General features: G+C 47.2%; 10 protein-coding genes and 1 other annotated feature. All 10 genes read left to right on the top strand.

Annotated elements, in window-relative coordinates:
• Positions 1 to 19: 19 nt before the first annotated feature.
• Positions 20 to 445 (top strand): 50S ribosomal protein L11, encoded by a 426-nt coding sequence (rplK, locus tag ACFQ4A_RS17915; RefSeq protein ID WP_382402759.1) that lies wholly within the window; start codon positions 20 to 22, stop codon positions 443 to 445.
• 165 nt (positions 446 to 610) lie between these two features.
• Positions 611 to 1306, top strand: coding sequence for a 50S ribosomal protein L1 (rplA, locus tag ACFQ4A_RS17920; RefSeq protein ID WP_382402760.1), 696 nt, complete (start codon positions 611 to 613; stop codon positions 1304 to 1306).
• Between the two features lie 47 nt (positions 1307 to 1353).
• Positions 1354 to 1506 (top strand) — a sequence feature (ribosomal protein L10 leader region).
• Positions 1507 to 1538: 32 nt separating this feature from the next.
• Positions 1539 to 2045, top strand: a complete 507-nt coding sequence (gene rplJ / locus ACFQ4A_RS17925; RefSeq protein ID WP_382402761.1) for a 50S ribosomal protein L10 — start codon at positions 1539 to 1541, stop codon at positions 2043 to 2045.
• A gap of 60 nt (positions 2046 to 2105) precedes the next feature.
• Positions 2106 to 2471, top strand: coding sequence for a 50S ribosomal protein L7/L12 (gene rplL / locus ACFQ4A_RS17930; protein ID WP_382402762.1), 366 nt, complete (start codon positions 2106 to 2108; stop codon positions 2469 to 2471).
• 85 nt (positions 2472 to 2556) lie between these two features.
• On the top strand, positions 2557 to 3156 hold the full coding sequence (locus ACFQ4A_RS17935) for a class I SAM-dependent methyltransferase (protein ID WP_382402763.1): 600 nt from the start codon (positions 2557 to 2559) through the stop codon (positions 3154 to 3156).
• Between the two features lie 387 nt (positions 3157 to 3543).
• Positions 3544 to 7080 (top strand): DNA-directed RNA polymerase subunit beta, encoded by a 3537-nt coding sequence (gene rpoB, locus ACFQ4A_RS17940; protein WP_382402764.1) that lies wholly within the window; start codon positions 3544 to 3546, stop codon positions 7078 to 7080.
• A 113-nt stretch (positions 7081 to 7193) separates the two neighbouring features.
• Entirely contained in the window at positions 7194 to 10805 is a 3612-nt protein-coding gene (gene rpoC / locus ACFQ4A_RS17945) for a DNA-directed RNA polymerase subunit beta' (RefSeq protein ID WP_382402765.1), read from the top strand.
• Positions 10806 to 10971: 166 nt separating this feature from the next.
• On the top strand, positions 10972 to 11223 hold the full coding sequence (locus tag ACFQ4A_RS17950; protein WP_382402766.1) for a ribosomal L7Ae/L30e/S12e/Gadd45 family protein: 252 nt from the start codon (positions 10972 to 10974) through the stop codon (positions 11221 to 11223).
• Positions 11224 to 11362: 139 nt separating this feature from the next.
• Entirely contained in the window at positions 11363 to 11785 is a 423-nt protein-coding gene (rpsL, locus tag ACFQ4A_RS17955) for a 30S ribosomal protein S12 (protein ID WP_382402767.1), read from the top strand.
• 36 nt (positions 11786 to 11821) lie between these two features.
• Positions 11822 to 12292, top strand: coding sequence for a 30S ribosomal protein S7 (rpsG, locus tag ACFQ4A_RS17960; RefSeq protein WP_382402768.1), 471 nt, complete (start codon positions 11822 to 11824; stop codon positions 12290 to 12292).
• Positions 12293 to 12294 lie beyond the last annotated feature (2 nt).

Genomic DNA, 12294 nt, shown 5'->3' on the forward strand with positions numbered 1-12294 from the left:
CTTTAAGGAGGTGTGTCTCGTGGCTAAAAAAGTAATTAAGTTAGTTAAATTGCAGATTGAAGCTGGTAAAGCCAATCCGGCACCACCGGTAGGACCGGCGCTGGGTCAGGCCGGTGTAAATATCATGGGATTCTGTAAGGAATTTAACGCACGCACGCAGGACCAGGCTGGTATGATTATCCCTGTTGAGATTACGGTATTTGAAGACCGTTCATTTACATTTATCACAAAAACCCCGCCTGCCGCTGTATTATTGAAAAAAGCAGCCGGGATTGATACGGCATCCGGTGAACCAAACCGTAGTAAAGTTGCTTCAGTCAAACGTGATCAAGTGCAGGAAATTGCGGAAACGAAAATGCCTGATTTGAACGCTGCTGATTTGGATGCCGCCGTACGTATGGTTGAAGGAACCGCACGCAGCATGGGCATTGACATTCAAGACTGATGCCGGTTTGAACATTAATGGATATAGGTTGCGATAAATGGCTCGCCATTATGACGCAACTTTTTTCATGAAAAATGCTTGACGTCCTGTTTCAGGAGGGCGTGACAGCATTTTTCGAGTGGGAGGTCTTACCGCTATAAACCACAACCTGAGGAGGAAGTAAAAATGGCAAAAAGAAGTAAAAGATATCAAGAAGCTTCCAAGCTTGTTGACCGTTCGAATGCATACGCTGCTGACGAAGCCGTTGCTTTGCTGAAAGAAACGGCCAAGGCTAATTTTGATGAAACAGTTGAAGCGGCATTCCGTCTGGGCGTTGACCCGAAAAAAGCTGACCAGCAGATTCGCGGCGCTTTTGTTTTGCCGCATGGAACCGGGAAAACAGAGCGTGTCCTGGTGTTCGCAAAAGGCGATAAAGCAACCGAAGCCGAAAATGCCGGAGCTGATTATGTTGGTGAGCAAGATCTGATCAACCAAATCAACCAGGGCTGGTTTGAATTTGACGTTGTCGTCGCCACACCGGACATGATGGCTGAAGTTGGTAAACTCGGCCGTGTACTGGGACCCAAAGGGCTCATGCCTAACCCTAAGACTGGTACAGTAACATTCGACGTCGAAAAAGCTGTTAATGAAATTAAAGCTGGTAAAGTGGAATACCGTGTTGATAAATCAGCGAACATCCATGTACCGCTTGGAAAAATCTCATTTGATAATGATAAATTAGTTGAGAATTTTGAAGCGATTGCCGACGCTCTTATGAAGGCCAAACCACAGGCATCCAAAGGTGTCTATATGCGCAATGCATCTATAACGTCCACAATGGGGCCTGGCATCAGAGTGGATGTTTCCAGCTACCGTAGCTAATGACTGATTGACTTTCCATGATCAATCACGTATAATGAATACTGTTATAAAATAAATACGTTGTACCGTAGACAGTAGGTGCGGGTAAAACTGCTTAATGTCCTGCCGAGGTGTTTGAGAGCGAATGACTCATCCTAATTAGAGTGTCATTTGTATACACAAAGCCTCCATGTCTGCATGGAGGCTTTCTTAATAGGTACGGTATGAGGAACGTTTAATAGGAGGTGGAACAATGGCCAACAGCAATATTATCGAACAGAAGAAGCAGCTTGTCGACGAAATTGCTGAGAAATTCCGCAACAGTCAGTCAACAGTTCTGGTAGACTACCGTGGTCTTAACGTAGCCGAGGCGGACGAGTTGCGTAAACAGCTGCGTGAGGCAAATATTGAGTTTAAAGTTTATAAAAACTCCATGACACGCCGGGCAGTTGATGCGGTCGAGTTGAACGCGTTGTCCGATACATTGGTAGGACCAACCGCAGTGGCGTTCAGTAATGACGATGTGGTGGCGCCGGCTAAGATTTTGAATAACTTTGCCAAAGAACATGAAGCATTGGAAATTAAAGGCGGCGTTATCGAAGGCGAAGTTGCAACGCTTGAACAAATCAAAGAATTGGCGGACCTGCCGAACTACGAAGGCATGGTATCCATGCTGCTCAGCGTCCTGCAAGCACCTGTACGCAACTTTGCATACGCCACAAAAGCGATTGCCGACCAAAAAGAGGAAGAGAGCGCATAAAGCTAATGCCGAGTAAATCGGCATAACGGATTAAAAAACCTTAAAAATGGAGGAATCATAATGGACAATCAACAAATCATTGATGCGATTAAAGAAATGTCTGTATTAGAATTAAATGATTTAGTTAAAGCAATTGAAGAAGAATTTGGCGTAACCGCTGCAGCGCCGGTTGCTGTTGCAGGCGGAGGCGGCGAAGCAGAAGCTGCTGAAGAACAAACAGAATTTGACGTTGAGCTTCAGGACGCTGGCGATTCCAAGATTAAAGTTGTTAAGGCCGTTCGTGAAATTACCGGACTTGGTCTTAAAGACGCCAAAGAATTGGTAGATAACACGCCTAAAGCTGTTAAAGAAGGCGCCTCTAAAGAAGAAGCTGAAGAAATTAAAGGACAGCTTGAAGAAGTAGGTGCCACTGTAGAACTTAAGTAATCCAGATAAACAAGAGCTCGTCGGTTTTACGGCGGGCTCTCTATCTATTTTCTCTCTTCACATTACTCACAAAGTAGGTGCCCGAATGTCCGAGCATTACTTTTCACAACATCCTCAATCCAAAAGTTCACCGCAGAAATGGCGATCTGAACTGCTTGGCAGCTATTTTACGTTTGAAAGCGATTATGGTGTATTCTCCAAAAATGAAGTGGATTATGGTTCGCGTTTATTGATCGAGCGCTTTGTGGAGCCGGCAGTAGTGGGAGACTTTCTTGATCTCGGTTGTGGCTACGGTCCCATCGGCATCGCTGTTGCCCAATGTTACCCGAACCGCCATGTCACGCTGGCAGACATCAATGAGCGGGCGATTGCCCTTGCCCGAAAAAACACGCACCATAATCATGTTAATAATGCAGATGTCGTTCTAAGTGATCGATTCAATAACCTCAAAGGGCGTTCTTTCGCCGCTATTCTGACCAATCCGCCCATAAGAGCGGGTAAAACGATCGTCCACCAAATGCTTGAGGAGAGCCACAATGCCCTGCTGGACAACGGCTGTTTGTGGGTTGTTATTCAAAAGAAGCAAGGGGCGCCCTCCGCTACGGAAAAATTGAAAAAGATATTCGGAAATGTTAACGTGATGGCTCGCAGTAAAGGTTATTATATTTTGCAGGCGATTAAATGATTGACTTGAATGATTTTGTATGATAGTATATTTAAATGCTAACATGGGACTCCCTTTGTCAAGAGGGAAATTTATAAGTTATACATGTATAATTCACCGGTGATCGGGAAACAATTGTAGAATCGACCAAAATCATAACGTGGTTCTTTTTTGTTTTCTTCCCCATATTGCGGCGGAATTCCCGGTGAAAAGCCAATTTGTCCGAATATAGAGTTTCAACAGTAGTACATGTACTATTGTTATTTTGCATCTATATTGTAACTGGTTTTAAAACGGCTGATATGTTCATGTTGATATCAGTCGGTTTTTCCAAATATATGAGTCATTTTTCACAGCATTTGTGTGTGAATAATCTATGAAAAATGCTTGATTTGAGGGGTGAAGCTGTTGACAGGTCAACTAGTTCAGTATGGACGGCACCGCCAACGCAGGAGCTATGCGCGCATTAGCGAGGTGTTGGAACTACCAAATTTAATCGAAATTCAAACCGCTTCCTACCAATGGTTCTTGGAAGAAGGTTTGCGGGAGATGTTCCAGGATATATCCCCAATTGAGGACTTTGCGGGTAACCTATCACTGGAATTTATTGATTACAGCCTTGGTGAGCCCAAATATCCCGTTGATGAATCAAAGGATCGGGATGTCACATATAATGCCCCGCTTCGTGTGAAGGTTCGCCTAATCAATAATGAGACCGGCGAAGTGAAAGAACAGGAAGTTTTCATGGGAGACTTTCCGCTGATGACGGACACAGGGACGTTTATCATTAATGGTGCCGAACGTGTCATCGTTTCGCAGCTTGTGCGCTCGCCGAGTGTTTATTACAGTGAGAAGTTTGACAAAAACGGCAAGCGGGGAATCACGGCTACCGTTATTCCGAACCGCGGCGCCTGGCTGGAATTTGAAACAGATGCCAAAGATGTTGCGTACGTCCGAATCGATCGGACGCGCAAGTTGCCGATCACGGTGCTTTTGCGTGCGCTCGGTTTTAGTTCGGATCAGGAAATCATCGACCTTATCGGCGATAACGAGTACCTTAAAAACACCCTGGAAAAAGACAACACGGAAACAACCGAAAAGGCGCTGCTGGAAATTTATGAACGGCTGCGTCCAGGTGAACCACCGACAGTTGAAAATGCCAAAAGTCTCATGATCTCCCGGTTCTTTGATCCAAAGCGCTATGACCTGGCTCGCGTTGGCCGGTATAAAATGAATAAAAAATTGGATATTAAAAACCGCCTGTTCAATCAAGTGTTGGCTGAGCCGGTTGTCGATCCGGAGACCGGCGAAGTATTGGCGCAAAAAGGTGAACGCTTAGAGCGCAAACTACTGAATAAGATTATTCCTTATCTGGAAAACCAGGATAATATGCTGGGAGAAAATTATGCTAAACCGAACGAAGGTGTACTGGATGAATCCATCCGGCTGCAAACCGTTAAAATCATGGATCCGACAGACCCTGACGGTGAAAGGGAACTTGAAGTTATCGGTAATGCGAACGTCGATAAAGATGTCAAGCACATAACCCCGGCAGACATTCTATCGGCCGTCAGCTATTTCTTTAATTTGCTGCACCGTGTCGGGGGAACTGATGACATTGATCATCTAGGCAATCGACGGCTGCGTTCCGTCGGGGAACTGATGCAAAACCAGTTCCGTATCGGCCTATCTCGTATGGAGCGTGTTGTGCGCGAACGGATGTCTATTCAGGACACATCAAGTATCACACCGCAGCAACTGATCAATATTCGCCCGGTGATAGCTTCCATCAAGGAATTCTTCGGAAGCTCACAGCTGTCCCAGTTTATGGACCAGACCAATCCATTGGGTGAATTAACGCATAAACGACGGCTGTCCGCTCTTGGACCTGGTGGCTTAACGCGTGAACGTGCCGGGTTTGAAGTGCGTGACGTTCACTATTCGCACTACGGGCGTATGTGTCCGATCGAGACGCCTGAAGGACCGAACATCGGTCTGATTAACTCATTATCTAGTTATGCCAAAGTCAATGAGTTCGGGTTCATTGAAACACCTTACCGCCGTGTCGATCAGGAAACCGGCAAAGTAACAACGGATTCGGATTATCTGACTGCGGATGAAGAAGACAACTATATTGTGGCGCAGGCAAACGCCCGGTTAAATGAAGATGGCACGTTTGCCGATGATGAAGTTATTGCGCGTTTTCGTGGCGATAATACGGTCGTCCCGCGCGAAAAAATAGACTACATGGACGTGTCGCCAAAACAAGTTGTATCCGCCGCAACAGCCTGTATCCCATTTTTGGAGAACGATGACTCCAACCGTGCTTTGATGGGTGCCAACATGCAGCGGCAGGCAGTCCCTTTGATGGAACCTGAAGCCCCGATTGTCGGAACGGGAATGGAGTATGTGTCCGGAAAGGATTCGGGTGCTGCTATCATTTGCCTTAATGATGGTGTTGTGGAGCATGTTGAGTCGAAAGAAGTTCGCGTACGTCGGATTTCTGAAGTGGACGGCAAGGAAGTACAAGGTGACTTGGATATTTACCGTTTGCAGAAATATATTCGCTCTAACCAAGGAACATGCTACAACCAGCGTCCGATTGTCAGTAAGGGCGATCGTGTGACAAAGGGTGAAATCCTGTCTGACGGACCATCGATGGAAGATGGCGAATTGGCGCTGGGCCGCAATGCGCTGGTCGGGTTCATGACCTGGGAAGGCTATAACTATGAAGACGCGGTCATCATGAGTGAACGCATGGTGAAAGATGATGACTTTACGTCAATTCATATTGAGGAATATGAATCAGAGGCCCGTGATACGAAGCTCGGGCCGGAAGAAATCACTCGGGACATACCGAATGTCGGCGAAGAGGCGCTAAAAAACCTGAACGAAAGTGGCATTATCCGTATTGGTGCAGAAGTTTCCGATGGCGATATTCTGGTTGGTAAGGTAACACCTAAAGGGGTTACGGAATTATCGGCCGAAGAACGGCTGCTTCATGCCATTTTTGGCGAGAAGGCACGGGAAGTACGTGACACATCCCTTAAAGTACCGCACGGAGCCGGTGGTATTGTGCTGGAAGTCAAGATTTTCAACCGTGAAGACGGCGATGAGCTGCCGCCGGGCGTCAACCAGCTGGTACGCGTATATATCGTCCAGAAACGAAAGATTTCGGAAGGGGACAAAATGGCGGGAAGACACGGTAACAAAGGTGTCATTTCCAAGATCCTGCCTGAAGAAGATATGCCATTCCTGCCTGATGGAACGCCGATCGATATTATGCTTAACCCACTGGGCGTGCCATCACGGATGAATATTGGACAGGTGTTTGAACTGCACTTGGGTATGGCGGCGCGCCAGCTCGGACTGCATGTGGCCACACCGGTGTTTGACGGTGCGACGGAAGAAGACGTGTGGGAAACATTGCAAGAGGCTGGCATGCCACAGGATGCCAAAACAATTCTTTATGATGGCAGAACAGGTGAACCGTTTGACAATCGTGTGTCTGTCGGTGTCATGTACATGATCAAGCTGGCCCATATGGTTGACGATAAGCTGCACGCTCGTTCGACTGGACCATACTCCCTTGTAACCCAACAGCCACTGGGCGGTAAAGCCCAATTTGGCGGACAGCGTTTTGGTGAAATGGAAGTTTGGGCACTTGAAGCGTATGGCGCCGCCTACACACTTCAGGAAATTCTGACAGTCAAATCAGATGATGTGGTAGGCCGTGTCAAAGCTTATGAATCAATCGTCAAAGGTGATAATGTCACCGAACCTGGCGTGCCTGAATCGTTTAAAGTGTTGATCAAGGAACTTCAAAGCCTCGGGATGGATGTCAAAATGCTCTCCAGTGACGAGTCGGAAATTGAAATGCGGGAACTGGAAGAAGAAGAGACACAATCTGCAAGCAAGCTTAACCTGGAAGCCGAAGAAAGCTAAAAGTGCGGATTGCATGTCGGCAGGCTGATGACAGAGATGGTTCAAATGGTGTTAGCGAAACAATCGACACCATTTGAACCGCAAATTCGGACATTAATAAGGGAGGTAGACCCTTGCTGGACGTAAATAATTTTGAGTATATGAAAATCGGGCTGGCCTCATCAGAAAAAATCCGCTCATGGTCATATGGTGAGGTCAAAAAACCGGAAACGATTAACTACCGCACCTTAAAACCGGAGAAAGACGGACTTTTTTGTGAACGTATTTTCGGCCCCCAAAAGGATTGGGAATGTCACTGCGGAAAATATAAACGCGTGCGTTATAAAGGTGTTGTATGTGACCGGTGCGGGGTTGAAGTGACCAAAGCGAAAGTTCGCCGGGAACGTATGGGTCACATTGAGCTGGCGGCGCCTATATCACACATTTGGTATTTTAAAGGCATCCCGAGCCGCATGGGACTTGTGCTGGATATGTCCCCCCGCGCTCTGGAGGAAGTCATTTATTTTGCTGCATACATTGTGACCGAAGCAGGCGATACACCGCTGGAAAAGAAACAGCTTCTTTCCGAAAAAGAATACCGGGCTTATTATGAAAAATACGGTAACACCTTTAAAGCCCAGATGGGAGCCGAGGCAATCCGCAAGCTCCTGCAGGATATCGACTTGGAAAAAGAAGTCGGGACATTAAAAGAAGAATTAAAAACAGCACAGGGACAGCGTAGAACACGTGCAATTAAACGTCTGGAAGTGCTGGAGTCTTTCCGGAATTCGGGCAATGATACATCATGGATGGTGCTTGACGTCCTGCCGGTCATCCCGCCGGAAATCCGCCCAATGGTCCAGCTCGATGGTGGACGTTTCGCAACGTCAGACCTGAACGATCTTTATCGCCGTGTCATCAATCGGAACAACCGACTGAAACGCCTACTGGATCTTGGCGCGCCAAGCATCATCGTTCAAAACGAAAAGCGTATGCTGCAGGAATCGGTTGACGCATTGATTGATAACGGCCGGCGCGGACGCCCTGTTACAGGTCCCGGAAACCGTCCGCTGAAATCCCTGTCACATATGCTGAAAGGGAAACAGGGCCGTTTCCGCCAAAACCTGCTTGGTAAACGTGTCGACTATTCCGGTCGTTCGGTTATCGTGGTTGGTCCGAGTCTGAAAATGTATCAGTGCGGACTTCCAAAAGAAATGGCACTTGAATTATTTAAGCCGTTTATTATGAAAGAGCTTGTTGAGCAGGGCTATTCCCACAACATCAAATCGGCCAAACGCAAAATTGAACGCGTGCATCCGGAAGTATGGGACGTTCTAGAGGAAGTTATCAAAGAGCATCCGGTACTGTTAAACCGCGCGCCAACACTGCACCGTTTAGGTATCCAGGCGTTTGAACCTGTGTTGGTGGAAGGCCGTGCCATTCGTCTGCATCCGCTCGTCTGTACAGCTTATAACGCTGACTTTGACGGAGACCAAATGGCTGTGCACGTTCCGCTTTCAGCCGAAGCACAGGCAGAAGCGCGCGTCTTGATGCTTGCCGCGCAGAACATTCTTAATCCAAAAGATGGCAAACCGGTTGTGACACCATCACAGGATATGGTTCTCGGTAACTATTATTTGACGCTGGAACGCGAAGGTGCTGTTGGAGAAGGCAGCCGATTCAAAAACACGGATGAAGCGCTGATCGCCTATCAGAATGGCTATGTCCACTTGCATTCACGTATTGCGGTCAAAGCTTCGAGCCTGAATAAACGATCGTTTACGGCAGAACAGCAGGATCAGATGCTTCTGACGACCATCGGCAAGCTGATCTTTAATGAGATTTTGCCAGATTCGTTCCCATATATTAATGAACCAACCAAACACAACCTGGAAGTGGAAACACCGGATAAGTATTTTGCCGATCATGCCACAGATATCAGAGAAGAGCTGAAACAGCGTGATCTAATCCCACCATTTAAAAAGGGTATTTTGGGGGATATCATCGCAGAAGTGTTCAAGCGGTTCAAGATCAGTGAAACATCTAAAATGCTTGACCGCATGAAGGATCTCGGTTTCAGTTATTCAACAAAAGCAGGTATGACAGTCGGTGTCTCTGATATTGTTGTCCTGAAAGAAAAAGAAGAAATTCTGGATGATGCACAAAGTAAAGTGGATAAAGTGCAGAAACAATTCCGGCGCGGCCTGATCACCGATGGCGAGCGCTATGACCGGGTTATTGCGATCTGGTCACAAGCCAAGGACGACATACAGGAACGCCTGATGGAATCCCTGAACCCACGGAACCCGATTTATATGATGAGTGACTCCGGTGCTCGGGGTAACGCTTCCAACTTTACACAGCTTGCCGGAATGCGCGGTCTGATGGCCAACCCAGCCGGTGAGATTATGGAGTTGCCGATCAAGTCCAGCTTCCGTGAAGGTCTGACAGTGCTGGAATACTTTATTTCAACACACGGTGCCCGTAAAGGTCTTGCCGATACAGCGCTGAAAACAGCCGACTCAGGTTATCTGACCCGCCGTCTTGTTGACGTCGCCCAGGATGTCATTATCCGCGAAGATGATTGTGGCACGGACCGCGGCTTGACAGTGTCGGCCCTGAAAGATGATATCGAATTGATCGAACCGCTGCTTGACCGTTTGATTGGTCGGACAGCATTTGAAAATGTGTGCCATCCGGAAACCGGCACAACCATTGTCGGAAAAAATGAGATGATCACGGAAGATCAGGCCAAACAAATCGTTGAAGCAGATATTGAAGAGGTCATTATCCGCTCGGCCTTCACATGTAATACGAAACATGGTGTCTGCAAGAAATGTTACGGCCGCAACTTGGCTACCGGCGATGAAGTGGAAGTTGGTGAAGCGGTCGGCATTATCGCGGCCCAATCGATTGGTGAACCGGGTACCCAGTTAACGATGCGCACCTTCCACACAGGCGGTGTTGCAGGGGACGACATCACTCAGGGTCTCCCTCGTATTCAAGAGCTGTTTGAAGCCCGTAATCCAAAAGGTCAGGCCACCATCAGTGAAGTCTATGGTACTGTTCAGGAAATAAAGGAATTGAAGGATAAACAGGAAATCATCGTACAGGGCGATGTGGAGCAGCGCTCATACCCTGTTCCTTATAATGCACGCATGAAAGTCTCCGTTGGGGATGACGTCATGGCAGGGCAGGAACTGACAGAAGGTTCCGTTGATCCAAAAGAACTCCTTCGTGTGCAAGGTATCGAAGGCGTCCAGCAATATCTGCTCCGTGAAGTGCAAAAAGTTTACCGCATGCAAGGTGTGGAAATCGGCGATAAGCACGTCGAGGTCATGGTGCGGCAAATGATGCGCAAAATCCGCGTTGTTGAGTCAGGCGATACAGATGAATTGCCAGGCTCCCTGCTGGAAATTCACCAGTTCAGAGATGCCAACCAGCCGGTATTGCAGGAAGGAAGACAACCTGCAATCGGTCAGCCGGTATTGCTCGGTATTACGAAAGCATCACTGGAAACAGACTCCTTCCTATCCGCTGCGTCGTTCCAGGAGACAACACGTGTCCTAACAGATGCGGCAATTAAAGGTAAGCGGGATGAATTGCTGGGACTTAAGGAAAATGTTATCATCGGTAAACTTGTGCCGGCCGGAACCGGTATCGGGCGCTATCGCAGGCTTGAAACAGCAACTGATGAACCGGAAGAAATGGCTGATGAACCAGAGGAAATAGAACCGGTACAATAATGATCATTGGCCAGCCGCTTAAGGCGGGATAAGCATTTTCAGGAAGCAAGTATGCACAATCGGAAGCACATAAAAAATACCTGAAATAACGTTGACAATGCATAATTGGGATGGTAATATATTCAGGGTGCTTCCGATTATACTTGTTACTTTGGAGGATATACGGATGTCTTATGAAAAAGTGACCCGGTTTCGATCAGATTTAATAATCGGAACAAAACAAACACTTAAGGCCATCAAACACGGTGCCGCAAATGAAGTGTTCATTGCTGATGATGCAGACCGACAGATTACACAAAAGGTGGAACTTCTTGCACATGAGTCAGGTGTTCCCTGCTATCGTGTGGATTCAAAAATGAAACTTGGTACCGCCTGTGGGATTGATGTCGGGGCTTCAGCTGTAGCAGTAAAACAATAAAGGTTTTGGCGAGGGATTCGCGAAAGCTTTGTTTTTTACAAAAAAATGAACCACCTGGATATGTGGTATTATAATAGCTTGCCAAAAGGTGGTTATCCGTGTATTGATTTATTGATAAATGAGAAAGGAGGAAAATGAAATGCCTACGATTAATCAGCTTGTACGTAAAGGTCGTGTCAGTAAACCGAAAACATCTGACTCGCCTGCATTGAATAAGGGGTACAACAGTTTCAAAAAGCAATTTACCAATCAGAATGCGCCGCAAAAACGCGGGGTTTGCACACGTGTCGGCACATTGACACCGAAGAAGCCTAACTCAGCATTGCGTAAATATGCACGTGTCCGCTTGTCGAACAACATGGAAGTGACAGCTTACATTCCTGGAATCGGGCACAACCTGCAGGAACACAGTGTCGTACTGCTTCGCGGCGGCCGTGTCAAAGACTTGCCTGGTGTTCGTTATCATATCGTGCGCGGTGCTCTTGACACAGCAGGTGTTGAAGGTCGCGGCCAAGGCCGTTCCAAATACGGAACCAAAAAACCAAAAGCTAAGAAAAAATAATGTCATGTCATAAATTCAGGGAAAGGAGGGGGACATATGCCACGTAAAGGACCAGTACCCAAACGTGATGTTTTACCCGATCCGCTATACAATTCAAAACTGGTGACGCGTTTAATCAACCAGATCATGATTGATGGTAAACGGGGGAGAGCCCAAAAAATTCTTTATAACGCATTTGAACTTGTTACGGAAAGAAGCGGCCAGGACGCCATGGAAGTGTTTGAACAAGCCATGAAAAATGTTATGCCGGTTCTGGAAGTCCGTGCACGCCGTGTTGGTGGTTCCAACTATCAGGTACCAATGGAAGTACGCCCGGAACGCCGTCAGGCATTAGGTTTGCGTTATATTGTCAATTATGCACGTCTTCGCGGAGAGAAAACGATGGAAGAGCGTCTGGCTAATGAAATCCTGGATGCTTCCAATAACAACGGTGCTTCTGTTAAGCGACGTGAAGAATTACACAAGATGGCCGAGGCGAATAAAGCATTTGCCCACTATCGCTGGTAATC

The organism is Lentibacillus salinarum (genome assembly GCF_042679865.1).
Classification (GTDB): Bacteria; Bacillota; Bacilli; order Bacillales; family Amphibacillaceae; genus Lentibacillus; species Lentibacillus salinarum.

What these genes read in the sequence shown, in the direction of transcription:
- rpsL (WP_382402767.1), top strand. Translation starts at nt 11,363, where the DNA reads ATGCCTACGATTAATCAGCTTGTACGTAAAGGTCGTGTCAGTAAACCG.
- rpsG (WP_382402768.1), top strand. Translation starts at nt 11,822, where the DNA reads ATGCCACGTAAAGGACCAGTACCCAAACGTGATGTTTTACCCGATCCG.
- rplJ (WP_382402761.1), top strand. Translation starts at nt 1,539, where the DNA reads ATGGCCAACAGCAATATTATCGAACAGAAGAAGCAGCTTGTCGACGAA.
- ACFQ4A_RS17950 (WP_382402766.1), top strand. Translation starts at nt 10,972, where the DNA reads ATGTCTTATGAAAAAGTGACCCGGTTTCGATCAGATTTAATAATCGGA.
- ACFQ4A_RS17935 (WP_382402763.1), top strand. Translation starts at nt 2,557, where the DNA reads ATGTCCGAGCATTACTTTTCACAACATCCTCAATCCAAAAGTTCACCG.
- rplL (WP_382402762.1), top strand. Translation starts at nt 2,106, where the DNA reads ATGGACAATCAACAAATCATTGATGCGATTAAAGAAATGTCTGTATTA.
- rplA (WP_382402760.1), top strand. Translation starts at nt 611, where the DNA reads ATGGCAAAAAGAAGTAAAAGATATCAAGAAGCTTCCAAGCTTGTTGAC.